This is a genomic window from Acuticoccus sediminis (assembly GCF_003258595.1).
GTDB lineage: Bacteria > Pseudomonadota > Alphaproteobacteria > Rhizobiales > Amorphaceae > Acuticoccus > Acuticoccus sediminis.
The window spans coordinates 523,612-539,551 of record NZ_QHHQ01000004.1 but is presented as its reverse complement, the minus strand read 5'-3'; the positions used below and the strand labels follow the sequence as shown (position 1 = coordinate 539,551).

Below are 15,940 nucleotides of genomic sequence, written 5' to 3'. Positions count from 1 at the left end.
GAAGATCTGGCACAATAAGGACGTGGCCCCCGTCTCCGGGCCGGTCGTGTGGATCCCGTCCGGCGCGAATGGTATCGTCGTCGTCTCGATCGAGCCGGCACAATTCGATAACAATTCGGAGGACACGATGCCCAAGTTCCTGATCGAACGGAATTTCGCCGAGCAGCTTGAGCTCGAAGACTGGCGGGCGAACAATCCTCGCATCGAGGCGGTCAACGACGAGGTCGGCGTGCAGTGGATCTATTCCTTCCTCTCGGCCGACAAGCGCAAGACCTATTGCCTCTACGAAGCCCCCAACGCGGAGGCCATCCGGGAGGCGGCGCGCAAGGCGAACGTGCCGGCCGACGTCATCACGCCGGTCGACGAGGTGACGCCGGCGATGTTCGCCTGACGCCCGCTCATCCGGCCCCGCCGCCCGGTGTGTCCAGGCGGTGGCCCAGCGCGACGAGGCCGAGCCGCACGGCCGTGGCGCGGGCCTCGCGCCGGAGGCGCTCCCGTTCCGCCCGGTCACACGGGCGCCCGCGACGCTCCAGCATCGCGGCGTAGTCGGCCCGGGTGTGCGCCAGCCAGACGGGCGCGCGCATCGCCTCGTTGATGGCGAGCGCGGTCTCGAAGTGCTCGGCCGCCGCGTCCCACCGCCCCGAGGTGGCGGCGAGGTTGCCGAGGCACCGGCCCGCGGCGCCGGAACAGAGCGTCGTGATCCCGGCCGTGATCGTCATCGCCCCGTAAGGCACGAGCAGGTCGTAGAGCGTGGCGGAGCGGGCTTCGTCGCCGAGCCGCGCCGCCACCTCCGCCAGGAAGGAGAGGGTGGTCGAGCGCATGCCGTCGAACGGGACGGTGAACCCTTCCTCGGCGATCTCGTCCAGAATGCGCCGGGCCGCCGTTTCGAAGCCGAGGTCGCTGGCGACGATCGCGAATCCGGGCCGCCACGTCGACTGGGACGGGTTCTGCTCGATCAGGCGTTTCATGATCGGCGCCACTTCGGCGAGCCGCGCCTGCTCGCGCCTGATCGCGAACATCTGCACCCCGTAGACGCCCTCGAGGTTGCTGCCGTAGGTCTGCGGTCCGAGCGCGAAGGCCTGCTCGGCATTGGCCTCGGCGGCGGCGAAGTCGCCCTCCATGATGGCGACCATCGCGCGGCCGTGGGCGGCGATCCACTTGATGTGGAGGCGTTCGCGCTCCTCCCCGAAGTCGGTCATCCATTGCAGCTCGCGGTCCATCCGGTTCCGGTCGCCCATTTCCGCGGCGGTGGCGAAGGCCATGCTGCGCGCCCGCCCGCGCGCGTCGTCCTCGCCGAGCTGCTCGGCGAGCGTGATCAGCTCGTCGACGCGCTCCTCCCAGCGGTCGGTGTGGATCTCGGACTGCGGCCCGGCGGGGAGCTGGAAGGCCGTGAAGAGGACATCGAAAAGGGCGGCGTTGTCCTTCGTGCGCCGCGCGAGCTGTTCGGCGCGGGCGATGTAGCGGCGCCCGCCTTCGACGTCGCCGCGCAAAAGCGAGGCGCGCGAGAGACGGCAGGAGATCTGGCACTCGGTCGCCGCATCGTCGGCGTCGATGATCCGCAGCAGGGTCTGCAGCCCGTCGACGGCGTCGTGGTCGGGATCGCCGAGCAGGAAACACGAGCGCTCCAGCTCGAAAATGGCCTCCTGCAGCGCCTTGCGGTCGCCGAGTTCGGTCGCGAGCTCGACGGCGGTCTCCAGCGGCCCGAGCGACTCTCGCAGCCGCCCGGCGTTGCCGAGCGCGGTGCCGAGCAGAAGCCGGGCGCGCATGCGCCGGTCGTCGTCGTCGGGGGTGGCGCGCGTGACGCCCTCCAGCGCCCGGCCGGCGAGCGTCACCGCCTCGAAGTTGGCCGCGCGGTCGAGCGCGCGGCGGGCGGCGCGCATCCAGTAGCAGGCCGCCTTGCCGGGTTCGCCGGCGCTGTCGAGGTGGTGGGCGAGGAGCTCGGGTTCGGCGTCCACCATCGACGGGCGCGCCTCGAGCGCGGCCGCGATGCGTCCGTGGAAGGCCTTCCGGGTGGAGGCGAGGAGGGCGCCGTAGGCCGTGTCCTGAATGAGCGCGTGGCGGAACATGTAGGCGCCGGGTCCGGCCGGCGACTCGCTGATGAGGCGCTCCCGCCGCAGGTCCACCACGGCGCGGTCGAGGCCGGCCGGATCGAGGCCGGTGATGTCGAGGAGGAGGCTCATGTCGAACTCGCGCCCGATTGCGGCGGCGAGCTGGACCACGAGCCGCGCCTCCACCGACAGCCGGTCGAGACGCGACGTGAGCGAGCCGCGCAGGCTGTCCGGTACGCTGGCGTTTGTGAGGCGGCCTTCGGTTGCCGCGCGCGCCAGCTCCTCGACGAAGAGCGGGATGCCGTCGGTGCGGGCGAGGATGTCGTCGAGCAGCCGGTCGGCCTGGCCGGAGGCGATGCGGCCGACGAGCTCGCCGACCTCCTGCCGCTCCAGCCGGTGGAGGGCGATGATGCTGGCGTCGGCCTCCTGGATCCAGTCCGCGTGCCAGTCCGAGCGGTGGGTGATGACGATCATGATCGGCAGGTGGGCCGCTCGTTCGGCCGAGACGGCGAGAAGGTCCAGCGTGGTCGGGTCGAACCAGTGCGCGTCCTCGACGACGAGGACCGTCGGCGCCTGATGGGCGTAGCCGGTGAGCCGGACGAGCAGCGCGTCGAACGTCCGCTCGCGAACCTCCTGCGGCGTCAGGTTGGGCCGTGCGACCGTGGCGTCGATCGGGATCGACAGCAGGTCCGCGAGGAGCACGAGGGACGAGAGGTCGCCGGAGTACTTGGTGAGCTCCGCCTTCAGCTTGGCGAACTGGGTCGCCGGCGGGTCGTCCGCACCGATCCCGGCGATGCGCCGCAGCCGCTCGGCGACGGGGTGCAGCGGGCTGTGCGTGTGGTAGGGCGAGCCCTGGAGGCGGACGAGCCGGTGCGGCTCGCTCCCGAGCGACTCCAGGAACGCTTCCACAAGGCGCGACTTGCCGATCCCCGCCTCGCCGGAGATGGCGACGACCTGGCCCTCGCCGTCCTGCGCGGCCCGCCACCGCGCCTTGAGGAGGTCGAGTTCGGGACCGCGGCCGACGAGGGGGGAGAGCGAGCCCCAGTGGTGCGCCATGAAGCGGCTCTCGATGTCCGCCTCGCCGGTGACGGCGAAGAGGTGCACCGCCTGGGCGAAGCCCTTCAGCTCCATCTCCCCCCGGTCGACGAGGCGGAAGGCGCGGCCGGTGAGGTTCGCCGTCTCGGTGTCGATCAAGAGCCCGCCGGGCTCCGCTGCGGTCTGGATGCGGGCGGCGCGGTTGGGTGTCTCGCCCGCCACCGCGGCGTCCTCCCGGCTGTACTCCGTCTGCAGGTCGCCGACCACCACCTGGCCCGTCGCGATCCCGACGCGGGCGGCGAGGCGCCCCGTGCCGGCGGTAATGCCGTCGACCCGCTCGAGCGCCTCGAGGCCCGCGCGGACGGCGCGCTCGGCGTGATCCTCGTAGGCGCGCGGCCAGCCGAAGTAGGCGAGGACGCCGTCGCCGAAGCACTTCGCGACGTAGCCGTCGAACCGGGTCACCGCGACGGCGACGGCGTCCTGATAGCGGGTCAGGATCTCTCGCATCGCCTCCGGGTCGATCTCCTGCGACAGGGCCGTGGAGCCGACGAGGTCGCAGAAGAGGATCGACAGCAGCCGGAACTCGGCGTCGAGCCTGGCGTGGGGCCGCTCGTCCTCCTGCGCGTCGGCGGCCGGCGGGAGCGGACCGGCGAGCGCGGCGATCGCGGCGAGCGCGATGCGGCGGTGGCCGAGCGAGAGGCCGAGGTCGCGCAGGTCCGCCTCCGTCAGGAGCGGCAGCGCCCGCATGTCGACGTCGTTCTCGGCGAAGGCCCCGGCATAGCGCTCGAGACCGTTCGCCTTCAGCCATGGGCCGATGTCACCCGCCATCGTGCGCCCCCCGGGGACCGGACCAGGGCGCGTCAGTGCGTCACCGCGGGCGGAATGTTCTGGTTGATGCGGAACAGGTTCTGCGGATCGTAGACCGCCTTCACGCGCCGCAAGCGGTCGTAGTTCTCCCCGTAGGTGGCCGCGACGCGGTCGGCCCCCTCGTCGCCCATCAGGAAGTTGACGTAGCCGCCGCCGTCGCTGTGCGGGTGGAGGTCGGCCCAGTAGTCCTTGGCCCAGCGGGTGATCGCCTCGGCGTTCTCGCGCTCGGTGTCGATCCCGGCGATGACCATCGACCAGCGCGCGTGGCGCCGGCTCCACGCCGTCGCCCGGGGCGGGACGCGCTGCACCGCCCCGTCGATCGGGTAGAGGTGCATCAGGCTGTAGTTGGTGGGGATGCGCGCGGCATGCGCGAGGTGGATGTCGATCACCTCGTCGCTGAGAGCCTCGAAGAAGTCGCCCTTCCAATACCAGTGGAGCCCCGGGGGCAGGAGCGGGTCGAACATCGCCTGCAGCGACGGGAAGGGGATCGGCCCGGTGGCGTCGATCAGCGGGTCGGGCAGGCCCCTGCGGAACGGCGCGAGCGCGAGGCGTGCTTCGTCCTCCGGACCGTTGTAACAGGCGATGAGGACGCACACGCGCCGGCCGCGGGTATGTTCAGGGAACATGTCGACCGGCGGCACGGTCTTGATGCCGAAGAAGAGGCCGAGCGCCTCCGGCGCGGCGGGCAGCCTGTCGCGGTAGCGGCGCAGGACCGCGCCGGCGTGGGCGATGTCCCAGAAGACCGGTCCGCCGAAGACCGTGCTGACGGGGTGGGCGCGGAACAGGAAGCTCGTCACGATCCCGAAGTTGCCGCCACCGCCGCGGAGCGCCCAGAAGAGGTCGGGCTCGCGGTCCTCGCTGGCGGTGACGATGCGGCCGTCGGCGAGGACGACGTCCGCCTCGAGCAGGTTGTCGAGCGTGAGCCCGAACGCGCGCGACAGGTGGCCCGTGCCGCCGCCGAGCGTCAGTCCGGAGATGCCGGTGGTCGAGAAGATCCCGCTCGGCACCGCGAGGCCGTAGACGTGGGTCGCGTGGTCGACCTCGCCCTGCAGGCAGCCGGCGGCGACGCGGGCGGTGCGGGCGCGGGGGTCGACCCGGACGCCCTTCATGCCCGACAGGTCGATCACGAGGCCGTCGTCGCAGGAGCCGAGGCCGCCGCCGTTGTGGCCGCCGCCGCGGATGGCGATCGGCAGTCCCGCCTCGCGCCCGTAGGCGAGGGCGGCGACGACGTCGGCGGTCGCGGTGCAGTGCGCGATGAGGGCGGGGCGCTTGTCGATCAGGCCGTTGTAGAGGCCGCGGCGCTGGTCGTAACCGCCGTCGCCCGGCGCGGTGAGCTCGCCTCGGAATGGCAGTGCGAAAGGTCGTTGCAGCATCGTCTCCTCCCGATCCCGGTTCTTGTCTCGCTGTCGATTTCGCTATGGATTTTTACCGCAATTCAGAGTAGAGTTGAACCGAAATACACGCTCGCCCGCCAGAATTCGCCCGAGCCGGCGCGACGTCATTTACAAATGGCTTCATGACGTCTGGGTTGTGCTTTCGCGATTTGTTGGTGCGCGGGGAGTATTGCTGTGACAGCGCGGCGGGCGCCGGCGGCGGTCCGTCCGAGGGTTAGCGCGTGTTGTCGCCCGGTCCGGCCGCTGCGCCCGTACCCACCCAAGGTTATCCCCGGTTCCATGACCCGTTCCGGCCACGGCCCCGCGGCGGCACCCTGCAGCCACCATCGCGGGTCGACGCGACCAATGCGAAATCGCGGTTCGCCAGTGTTCCGGGCCGTTGTACCGGAGCGCGGGCGCCGCGGCGCGGCCCGCGGCGCGGGCGCCCGCCCCATGTCGGTGCCGGGGCGCGGGTGACGGACGCCGCCGGACCGGCGGCGCTGCTGCTTGCCTTCGCTCCGGCGGCACGTCACAACACGTTGCGGTCCGTCCGTTCCTCGAAACACTGGTGGCGAAGGCCTGCATTTGCCGCGATGAGCAAAAGATCTGGAATGGCCGGAGCGTCGTCCTTCAAGCGTGCCGAGGCCCTGCCGGAGGCGATCGCGAACCATATCGCCCAGGCCGTCGCCTCGCGCCACCTGACGGACGGCGAACGGATCGTCGAGACGGCGCTCGCCGCCGAGCTCGGCGTCAGCCGCGTGCCGGTCCGCGAGGCGCTCAAGATCCTCGCCACCCAGGGCATCCTCGAAGGCGGCGGGCACCGCGGCTACAAGGTGGTGTCGTTCTCCGAGCGCACCGTCGCCAGCGTGCAGGAGGCCCGGTTCGCGGTCGAGACGCTGTTCATGCGCGACGCCATCGCCGCCTGGCGCGACGGTCGGTCCGACGTCTCGGTGCTGAACCACGGCATCGAGGCGATGGCCCGCGCCGCACGCAACGGCGACATGTCGGAGATGCTGGAGGCGGACGTCGCCTTCCACACCCTCATCTGCGAGGCGGCGCAGAACCCGATCTACATGACGTTGTGGACGGCGATCGCCCGGCACGTCCTCATCATCCTCAACCTGGCGCGCTTCCGCGACGTCGATCTCTGGGTCGTGGTGCGCCGGCACGAGGCGCTGCGCGACCTCATCGTGAGCGCGGTCGAGGGCGACGTCGACGCGGCGGAGATCCGCCCGATCCTGGAGAACCACATTCTCGCCGAGCGTCAGGGTGCGTCGTCCGCCGGGGCCGCGGCGTCCGCCGAGGCGGGCGGGACGGCGAAGACCGCCGCCAAGGGGCCGGCCAAGGCGGCGAAGCCGGTCCGGGCGCGACCCGCGGACCAGCGCGCCGGCGGCGAGCGGGCCACGGCGGAGGCGGCACCGGCCGCCCCGAAGCGGCGCGCGGCGGTGAAGGCCGGGGTAGCGAAGGCGGCCGCCAAGTCGTCGGACGCTGAGGGGACGCCGCCTACCCGGCGAGCCACCCGCCGTCCACCATCAGGCAAGACCCGGTCGTAAACGAGCTGTCCTCGCTGGCGAGGAAGAGGGCGGCGCGCGCCACCTCGTCAGCCCGGCCGAGCCGGCCCAGCGGGTGGCGTGACAGCGACCTCGCCCGCGCCGCGTCCGGCGCCGGATTGCGGGCGAAGCTCTCCTCCAGCAGCGGCGTTTGGACGGCCCCGGGCACGAGCACGTTGACGCGGACGCTGTCCGCCGCGTGATCGTTCGCCATCGATCTGGCGAGGCTGACGACGGCGCCCTTCGCGGCGACGTAGGCCGCGTTGCCGCGCGCGCCCGCAAACGCCACCTGCGACGAGACGAAGACGAGCGAGCCGCCGCGCCCCGTTGCGGTCATGCGGTTCACCGTCTCCCGTGCCCAGAGGAATGTGCCGGTCAGATTGGTCTTCAGCACCGCCTCCCATGATGCGAGGTCGCAGTCAGCCGCGCGCAGCCCCGTGGACCAGCCGGCGGCGGTGAGGAGCACGTCGGGCGGGCCGAGCGCGCGGTCGATGGCCGCGGCGTGGGCGAGGACGTCGGCCTCCTCGCCGACGTCGCCGGGGAGGATGAGCGCCACCGCCGGGCCGATCGCCTGCGCCGCGCGCCCGAGCGCGGCCTCGTCACGGTCGACGAGGACGACGCGGGCGCCCTCCGAGGCGAAGGTCCGGGCGGCGCTGAGGCCGATGCCCGACGCGCCCCCGGTGATCACGGCGACCTTGTCCTTCAATCGCATCGGCATCCTCTCGGCAGCTGTGGGGCGCGTGTGGGGACGGGCAGTGCAGCGCGCATCGGGCGGATTGCCAATACCCCCAATCATGTTAGTTTGTTATACAAACTTGTACGGCTGTGGGGCCTGCTCCGATGCGGCAACCGGTTAAGAATGCAGGGCTGTTCCCGGCGAGATGGCACCGTCCATGGCACGGGCTTTGCCTCGCAGCGGGCAATCGAGGGTCCGGAGAGGAAGCCACAGTTTCCCGATGAGCGCACCACAGTCCGCGCCGAGCGAACCGGTCCTGTCGGTTCGTGATCTGACAGTAGAGTTCCGGACCCGGCGGGGATCGCTGACGGCACTGGACGGCATCTCGCTGCAAATTTCCAAGGGCGAAGTCCTTGGCGTCGTCGGGGAGTCCGGTGCCGGAAAATCGGTGACCGGGGCGGCGGTGATCGGACTGCTCGCCGGCGGCGGGCGGATCACCGGCGGCGAGATCCGTCTCTCCGGGCTCAGGATCGACAATCTGCCGGAGCGGCAGATGCGCCCCATCCGGGGCAAGCGGATCGGCATGGTGTTCCAGGACCCGTCGGTCAGCCTCGACCCGCTCCTGACCATCGGCGACCAGCTTACCGAGACCATCCGTGTCCACCTCAACGTCGATGCGGCGGGCGCCCGGCGGCGGGCGGTCGAGCTCCTCGAGGAGACCGGCATCGCCAACGCCGAGCAGCGCCTCTCCAGCTACCCGCACGAATTCTCGGGCGGGATGCGCCAGCGCGTCGTGATCGCCCTCGCGCTGGCGGGCGAGCCGGAACTCGTCATCGCCGACGAGCCGACGACAGCGCTCGACGTCTCCGTCCAGGCGCAGATCCTGGAGCTGTTGCGCAAGCTCTGCCGGGAGCGGCGCACGGCGCTGCTGCTGATCACCCACGACATGGGCGTGATCGCCAGGATGGCCGACCGGGTGGCGGTGATGTACGCCGGGCGCGTCGTCGAGGTCGGGCCGGTGGACGAGGTGGTGCGCCGCCCGCGCCATCCCTACGCCCGGGGCCTGATGGCGGCGATCCCGCCGCTCACCCACCGCCCTGAGCGGCTCGTGCAGATCCCCGGGTCCATGCCCCGCCTTTCCGCGATCCCGGTGGGGTGCGCGTTCCACCCGCGCTGCGAGGCATCGTTCGGGCCGTGCGAGCGGTCGCGCCCGTCGCTGCGGCGGGACGGACCTGTCGACGTCGCCTGCCACCTCTTCGACGCGGACGCCGCGCGATGAACGCGCCGCTCGTCCGGGTCGAGGGGCTCACCAAGGTGTTCGCCCCGCGCCGCACCGTCGCCATGCGCATCGCCGGCCGCACGCCGCCCGCCCTCACGGCGGTGGACGACGTCTCCTTCACGATCCGCAAGGGCACGACCTATGCGCTCGTCGGCGAGTCGGGGTCCGGCAAGTCCACCATCGCACGCATGGTCGCGGGGCTCCTGGAGCCGACGCGCGGGACGGTCCGCATCGGCGACGCCGCCGTGACGGGTGCCGGCCAGGCGGCGGCCGACGCGGCCGGCCGGCGGCGGCTGCAGATGATCTTCCAGGACCCCTATTCGAGCCTCAATCCGCGGTGGAAGGTGAACGCGATCATCGGCGAGCCGCTGATGGGGCCGGGCGAGCGCAAGGGCCGGGCGGAGACGCTCGGCGCGGTGGGGACGCTGCTGGAGCGGGTCGGCCTTCATCCGGATGACGGTGTGCGTTATCCGCATGAGTTCTCCGGCGGCCAGCGCCAGCGGATCGCCATCGCACGGGCGATCGCGACGCGCGCCGACTTCATCATCTGCGACGAGCCGACGTCCGCGCTCGACGTCTCGGTCCAGGCGCAGATCCTCAACCTGATGCGCGAGCTGCAGGACGAGCTTGGGCTGACCTACTTCTTCATCAGCCACAACCTTGCCGTCGTGCGCTTCATGGCTGACGACATCGGCGTCCTGTCGCGCGGCCGGCTGGTCGAGGACGGGCCCGCCGCCGCGATCTTCGAGGCGCCGCGCCATGAATACACGCGGCGCCTGATCGCCGCCGTTCCCACCGTCGATGCGGTCGAGGAGCGGGTCGGCGCGCCGGGGCAGGCGGTCTCCGGGGAGGCGCCCTGACATGCCGCGCGGCGGGCCGGCGGCGGCCGGCGCGACGGTCGAGGCCGACGTCGTGGTGGTCGGGGCAGGGGCGTGCGGGGCGGCGGCCACGTGGCGCCTCGCGACCTCCGGCATCGACGTCGTCTGTGTGGAGGCGGGGGCCGCGCGCGACGCGGCGGCGTTCGGCTTCGGCGCCGACGACTACGGCGCGGCGCGGAGCGGCCCGCTGCACGAGAATCCGAATGTCAGGCGAGGCGCCGGCGACTTGCCGGTCGACGACCGCGACAGCCCGATCAAGGCCTCCATCGGCAACGCGGTCGGCGGCACGACCCTGTGGTGGGCGGCGCACATTCCGCGGTTCCGCGAGGAGGACTTTCGCGTGCGCACCCTCGACGGGGTGGCGCACGACTGGCCGATCGCGCACGCGGACCTCGCCCGCTACTACGCCATCAACGAGAGGGTGATGGGCCTTGCCGCCGTGCCGGGCGATCCGGCCGGTCCCGACCGCGCCCCGGGGGGCGGCGGGCCGGGGCTGGGGGCGCCGCCGCGGACGGTGCCGACCGCCGGTCCGGTCGGCCGGCGGATGGCCCGGGCTTTCGACGCGCTCGGCTGGCATCACTGGCCGGTGGAGCTTTCGCGCGGCGACAGCGCGCTCTGCACGCACGCCGGTCCCTGCGACGCGGGCTGCCCGGCGCGCGTCGCCGCCGGCGCGGACCGGACGTACATGGCGCCCGCGATCGCCGCCGGAGCGCGCCTCCTGACGGGGCACCGCGCGCTGACGTTCGAGACCGGGCCGGACGGCCGCGTGACGGCGCTGGTCTGCGGCACCGACGACGGCGCCGTGCGGGTGCGGGCGTCGCGCTACGTGCTGGCGGCAGGAGGGGTGGGGACGCCGCGCCTGCTCCTGATGTCGGGCACCGGCGCGGGGCTTGCCAACCGCTCCGGCCTCGTCGGCCGGAACCTGATGCTGCACCCGCACGCACGCGTCGACGGGCTGCTCGACGCGCCGGTCGGGAGCTGGACGCCGGGGCAGAAGGCCGGGATCGTCTGCCTGGAGTTCCTCGTCCCCGATCCCGCGCGCGGCTTTCCGCGCGGCTTCAAGATGCAGCTCGGGCCGGGGCCGGGTCCCGCCGAGGCGGCGCTGCCCGACGCGGTGGGCGGGCCGCTCCCATGGGGCACGGGGCACCACGCCGCCTTCGCGTCCCGCTTCGACCACGTCGCGCGCCTCACGATCTGCGCGGAGGACCTGCCGGAGGCGCACAATCGCGTGACCCTGTCGGACGCGGTGACCGACCGCGACGGCTACCCGGCGGCGAAGATGACCTACCGCCTCGCGCCGGAGTCCCGGGCCGCGCTCGACTTCGCCATCGCCCGGGCCGAGGAGGTGCTGCGCGCCGCCGGGGCGCGGGCGATCGCGGTCGATCCGCTGAAGGCGCAGGCCGGGTTTCACCTCATGGGCACCGCGCGGATGGGCAACGACCGCGAGACGTCGGTCACCGACCGGTTCGGCCGCTGCCACGACGTTTCCAACCTCTTCCTCGCGGACTCCAGCGTCTTCGTGACCGGCAGCGCGATGAACCCGACCAGCACGGCGCAGGCGTTGGCCCTGCGCACCGCCGACCACATCGTCACGGAGCACTAGAGATGGCCGATTCCACCTCGTTGTCCGTCGTCCCCGCCGCGCCTGCCCGGCCCGCGCGGACGCTCCTCCGGGCGTCGATCGTCGACGGCACCGGCGCCGCGCCCTTTCCGGGCGCCGTGCTGGTGGAGGGAGACCGGATCGCGGCGGTCGGCGCGGCGGACGACATCGGCTTCCCCGACGGCACCGAGGTGATCGACGCGGCGGGCCGCACGCTCGTCCCCGGCCTCATCGACGCCCATGTCCACCTCGCCTACAGCGGCGCGCCGACGAAGGCGGCCTTCCGCAACGAGCACGCGGAGATGTCCTACCCCGCCATCGCCCTGCGCGCGGCGGGGTACGCGCGCGCGACGCTGGCCCACGGCATCACCGCGGTGCGCGACATGCACGCGCCGGGCGGCGTCATCATCGACCTGCGCGACGCGATCGCGGCCGGGCACGTCGAGGGGCCGCGCATCCGCGCGTGCGGGCGTGGGCTGTCGGTGACCGGCGGGCACATGGACCAGCCGGGCTGGGGCGACCAGACCCGCTTCGACGGCCTGACGCAGCCGTGCGACGGCGCCGACGGATTCCGGCGCGGCGTGCGCCTCGAGGCCAAGCGCGGCGCGGACTTCATCAAGCTCAACACCTGCGGGCCGGCGTATGGCGGACCGGGTGCGTGGTGCCGGCTGGAGATGGCGCCCGACGAGATCGGGGCGGCGTGCGACGAGGCGCACCGCAAGGGCCTCAAGGTCGCCTCCCACACCACGGGAGAGGAGGCGCTTGCCGAGACGATCCGCCGGGGAGTCGACTGCGTGGAGCACGCCCACTTCACCGACGACGCGGTCGTCGAGCTGATGGTCCGGTCCGGGACGGTGTTCGTGCCGACCCTGCTCGTCAACGAGCGCAACTTCGAGATCGACCGGGCGACGCAGGGCGTGAGCCCGGTGCACTGGCGCTGGCTGGAGGCCTCGCGCACCGCGAAGTGGGAGACGATGGCACGCGCGAAGGCGTCCGGCGTCACCATCGCCTGCGGCACCGACGCCGGCTTCCAGGTCACCCACGGCGCGATGTACTGGCGCGAGCTGGCGCTTCTGGTGGAGGGCGGGCTGTCGCCGATGGAGGCGCTCTGCGCGGCGACGGCCACGAACGCCGATCTCCTGGAGCTCGAAGCGGGGCGGATCCGGCCGGGTCTCCTCGCCGATCTCGTGCTCGTCGACGGCGACCCGCTGGCCGACCTCTCCATCCTCGGCGATCCCGCCCGGCTCAGCGTGATGAAGGGTGGAAGGTGGTGCGGCGCCGGGGCCGATCGGCCAGTTCTGCCTTGATTGAAGGCATGGCTAATTGTTATACAGTCTAACGACGCTCTGGAATGCCGTTGATGACCGCCGTGAGCCCTGACGAGACCTCGCAATTGTCATGCCGCGACGATGCGTCGGCGGCGTCCGGCGCGGGCGCGGCGGACGACGCGGTCTTCGGGGAGCCGCCTCGCCGCGCGGACCCGGGCGAGGTCTGGCGCGGCGAGCCGGCCACCGGCGCGGCGCTGTGGGGTGCGCCGGCACGGGCGCTGTTCACGCTCGACGCGGATACGCGCTACCTGAACCATGGGGCATACGGAGCCACCCCGCGCGCGATCCAGGCCGGGCAGGCCGACTGGCGCGCGCGGATGGAGCGCAATCCCGCCCGATTCTTCATGCGCGAGCTGCCGGGGGCGCTGCGGCAGGCGGCCGACGCCGTCGCGGACTTCGTCGGCACCGATCCGGAGCGTCTCGGCTTCGTCGTCAACGCCACCGAGGGGGTGGCGACCGTCGTCCGGGGGCTCGCGCTGGAGCCCGGCGACGAGATCGTCGTGACGGACCACCAGTACAACGCCGTGCGCCAGCTGCTGGCGTTTGCCGCGGCAGCGACCGGCGCGCGCGTCGTCACCGTGCCGCTGGGCATGCCGATTGCCGACCCGGCGGTGGTGACCGACGCCATCGGCGAGGCGATCGGCGCGCGCACGCGGCTCGTCATCGTCGACCATGTGGCGTCGGGCTCGGCCGTGACGTTCCCCGTCGCCGCCGTCGCGGCGCTGTGCCGGGCGAGGGCCGTGCCGCTTCTGGTGGACGGCGCGCACGCCCCGGGCCTCCTCGACCTCGACGTCGATGCGATCGGGGCGGACTACTACGTCGGCAACGGTCACAAATGGCTGTGCGGCGCCAAGAGCGCGGCCTTCGTCGCGGTGGGCCGCTCGGCCGCGCCGGTTCACCCGCTCGCCATTTCCCACGCCTACGGCCAGGGCTTCGCGCCGGAGTTCGACAAGCAGGGGACGCGGGACATGTCCGCCGTGCTGACGCTGCCGCTGGCGGTCGCGCTGCATCGCTCGCTCGGCGGACCGGCGCTGCGGGACCGCAACCGGGATCTGGCGCTGGCGGCGGCCGAGGACGCGGCCGCGGCCCTCGGAACGGGCCTCGGCGCGGTGCCCTCGGCGTTCCAGTCGATGGTCACGGTATCGCTCCCGGCCGGCGCCGAGCCGACGCGCGAGGGCGTCGCCCGCCTCGGTGCGCACCTTTACGACGCGCACGGCATCGAGGCGGCCTTCACCACGCTGGCCGGCGCCGTGTGGCTGAGGATCAGCGCGCAGGTCTACAACGAGGCGGCCGACTACCGAGGCCTCGGCGCGGCGGTGGCCGAAGCCGTCGCGCTGGAGCGCGGGGAGGGGGGCGCGTGAGCCTCTTCCTGGTGCAGCGCGTCCTGCAGGCGGTGGTGGTGATCGCCGTGGTGATGGTGCTCGCCTTCCTGATGTTCCGCTTTCTCGGCGATCCCATCGTCTCGATCCTCGGCGCCAACTCGACCGGGATCCAGCGCGACGCGCTGCGCGCCGAACTCGGCCTCGACCGGCCGCTCGTGCTGCAGTTCGCCGACTACGTGTGGAAGACGCTGCAGGGCAATTTCGGCATATCCTACCGCCTCGGAACGCCCGTCGCGCGGGTCCTCGCCGAACGCGCCCCCGCGACCATCGAGCTCGCCACGACGGGGATGGTGCTGGCGCTCGCCGTCGGCATCCCGGCCGGGATCTACGCCGCGCTCAAGCGCGGCAGGGTCGGCAGCAACCTCGCGCTGGCGGTCTCCCTCATCGGTATCTCCATGCCGTCCTTCTTCATGGGGCTCCTCCTCATCTGGATCTTCTCGGTCAAGCTCGGCTGGCTGTCCTCCTTCGGGCGCGGCCAGGTGACCGACCTCGGCGGCTGGACGACGAGCTTCCTCACCGCGAGCGGGATCAAGGCCCTCATCATGCCGGCGGTCACGATCTCGGTGTTCCAGATCGCGATGATCATGCGTCTCGTGCGGGCGGAGATGCTGGAAGTGCTGCGGATGGATTACATCCGCTTCGCCCAGGCGCGGGGCCTGCCGGGGCGCTCGGTCCACATCCACCACGCGCTGCGCAACACGCTGGTGCCGGTGATCACGGTGGCGGGGCTGCAGCTCGGCTCGGTCATCGCGTTCGCGGTCATCACCGAGCAGGTCTTCCAGTGGCCGGGGCTGGGGCTCCTCTTCCTGCAGTCGGTCGCGGCGGCGGACGTGCCGGTGCTGTCGGCCTACCTCATCCTCATCGCGGTCTTCTTCGTGACCATCAACCTCGTCGTCGACCTCCTCTACTACGCGATCGACCCGCGCCTTCGGGCGACCGTCGCGAGCGGGGGCCGGGCATGAGCGAGATGGCCCCGCGCTCCGCCGCGCGCCGGTCGCCGCTCGGGCTGTGGTCGGTGCTGCGCGACAACGACGTCCTCCACGATCTCCTGCGCAGCCCGGTCGCGCTCCTGTCGCTGGTCGTGGTGATCGCCTTCGCGGTGGCGGCGGCGTTTCCGGACCTCGTCGCGCCGCACAACGTCAACGACCTCTCGACGCTCGACTTCTCCGACGCCTTCCGGCCGCCGGCCTGGCTCGAGGGCGGCTCGTGGTCGCTGCCGCTCGGCGGGGACGACCAGGGCCGCGACATCCTCTCGGCCATCATCTACGGCCTCAGGATCTCGCTCTTCGTCAGCGTCGCGGCGGTGGCCCTGTCGCTGGTCATCGGCGTCGGGCTGGGGCTCGTGGCGGGGTTCCGGGGCGGCATCGTCGACGCCGTCATCATGCGGATCGCCGACATTCAGCTCACCTTCCCGGCGATGCTGGTGGCGGTGCTGATCGACGGCGTCATCCGCGCGGCGCTGGGGCAGGCGGCGCACAACCGGTTCGCGATCTGGGTGATGATCGTCGCCATCGCCCTCGCCGGGTGGGTGCAGTACGCCCGCACCATCCGCGCCGCGACGATGGTGGAGGCGCGGCAGGACTACGTGGCCGCCGCGCGCATCATCGGCCAGTCGTCCTCGTTCATCCTGTTCCGCCACATCCTGCCGAACGTGATGACGCCGGTGTTCGTGCTGGCGACGATCCAGCTCGCGGTGGCGATCATCCTGGAGGCGACGCTCTCGTTCGTGGGTCTCGGCCTGCCGCCGACGCAGCCGTCGCTCGGAACGCTGATCCGGGTGGGCAACGCCTACCTCCTGTCCGGCGAATGGTGGCTCGCCATCTTCCCCGGCCTCGCGCTCCTCATCCTCGTTCTCGCGGTCAACCTGCTGGGGGACTGGCTGCGCGACGCGCTCAATCCGCGGCTGCGATGAGCGGGGCCCTGA

General features: G+C 72.3%; 12 protein-coding genes. 9 read left to right on the top strand and 3 right to left on the bottom strand.

The annotated features are described in order from the left end of the window. Nucleotides 1–22 precede the first annotated feature (22 nt). The gene (locus DLJ53_RS20595) at nucleotides 23–391 is read left to right on the top strand and encodes a DUF4242 domain-containing protein (RefSeq protein ID WP_244935115.1); all 369 of its coding nucleotides are present in this window, start codon (nucleotides 23–25) and stop codon (nucleotides 389–391) included. Between the two features lie 7 nt (nucleotides 392–398). On the opposite strand, the gene DLJ53_RS20590 is transcribed toward DLJ53_RS20595, so the two are convergent. Together DLJ53_RS20590 and DLJ53_RS20585 are read right to left on the bottom strand one after the other, a co-directional pair. After that, nucleotides 399–3,911, bottom strand: coding sequence for an AAA family ATPase (locus DLJ53_RS20590; protein ID WP_111348701.1), 3,513 nt, complete (start codon nucleotides 3,909–3,911; stop codon nucleotides 399–401). Between the two features lie 32 nt (nucleotides 3,912–3,943). Beyond that, nucleotides 3,944–5,323: an FAD-binding oxidoreductase gene (locus tag DLJ53_RS20585; protein WP_111348700.1), complete on the bottom strand. Its 1,380-nt coding sequence runs from the start codon at nucleotides 5,321–5,323 to the stop codon at nucleotides 3,944–3,946. A 611-nt stretch (nucleotides 5,324–5,934) separates the two neighbouring features. On the opposite strand from DLJ53_RS20585, the gene DLJ53_RS20580 reads away from it, so the two are divergent. Further along, a complete protein-coding gene (locus DLJ53_RS20580; RefSeq protein WP_162409425.1) occupies nucleotides 5,935–6,876 on the top strand; it encodes a GntR family transcriptional regulator in 942 nt (313 codons plus the stop codon). On the opposite strand, the gene DLJ53_RS20575 is transcribed toward DLJ53_RS20580, so the two are convergent. Next, the gene (locus DLJ53_RS20575) at nucleotides 6,827–7,585 is read right to left on the bottom strand and encodes an SDR family oxidoreductase (RefSeq protein ID WP_111348697.1); all 759 of its coding nucleotides are present in this window, start codon (nucleotides 7,583–7,585) and stop codon (nucleotides 6,827–6,829) included. The genes DLJ53_RS20580 and DLJ53_RS20575 overlap by 50 nt on opposite strands. A gap of 244 nt (nucleotides 7,586–7,829) precedes the next feature. On the opposite strand from DLJ53_RS20575, the gene DLJ53_RS20570 reads away from it, so the two are divergent. The 7 genes from DLJ53_RS20570 to DLJ53_RS20540 are packed head-to-tail and all read left to right on the top strand — an operon-like array spanning nucleotide 7,830 to nucleotide 15,928. Beyond that, nucleotides 7,830–8,828, top strand: a complete 999-nt coding sequence (locus DLJ53_RS20570) for an ABC transporter ATP-binding protein (protein WP_111348695.1) — start codon at nucleotides 7,830–7,832, stop codon at nucleotides 8,826–8,828. After that, a complete protein-coding gene (locus tag DLJ53_RS20565) occupies nucleotides 8,825–9,688 on the top strand; it encodes an ATP-binding cassette domain-containing protein (protein ID WP_111348693.1) in 864 nt (287 codons plus the stop codon). Before DLJ53_RS20570 ends, DLJ53_RS20565 begins: the two co-directional genes overlap by 4 nt. A 1-nt stretch (nucleotide 9,689) precedes the next feature. Further along, on the top strand, nucleotides 9,690–11,309 hold the full coding sequence (locus tag DLJ53_RS20560) for a GMC oxidoreductase (RefSeq protein WP_162409423.1): 1,620 nt from the start codon (nucleotides 9,690–9,692) through the stop codon (nucleotides 11,307–11,309). 2 nt (nucleotides 11,310–11,311) lie between these two features. Further along, nucleotides 11,312–12,613, top strand: coding sequence for an amidohydrolase family protein (locus DLJ53_RS20555; protein WP_111348690.1), 1,302 nt, complete (start codon nucleotides 11,312–11,314; stop codon nucleotides 12,611–12,613). Nucleotides 12,614–12,666: 53 nt separating this feature from the next. Further along, nucleotides 12,667–13,995, top strand: a complete 1,329-nt coding sequence (locus tag DLJ53_RS20550) for an aminotransferase class V-fold PLP-dependent enzyme (protein ID WP_146620046.1) — start codon at nucleotides 12,667–12,669, stop codon at nucleotides 13,993–13,995. After that, the gene (locus DLJ53_RS20545; protein ID WP_111348687.1) at nucleotides 13,992–14,978 is read left to right on the top strand and encodes an ABC transporter permease; all 987 of its coding nucleotides are present in this window, start codon (nucleotides 13,992–13,994) and stop codon (nucleotides 14,976–14,978) included. Before DLJ53_RS20550 ends, DLJ53_RS20545 begins: the two co-directional genes overlap by 4 nt. After that, nucleotides 14,975–15,928 (top strand): ABC transporter permease, encoded by a 954-nt coding sequence (locus DLJ53_RS20540; protein ID WP_111348685.1) that lies wholly within the window; start codon nucleotides 14,975–14,977, stop codon nucleotides 15,926–15,928. Before DLJ53_RS20545 ends, DLJ53_RS20540 begins: the two co-directional genes overlap by 4 nt. Nucleotides 15,929–15,940: the final 12 nt, after the last annotated feature.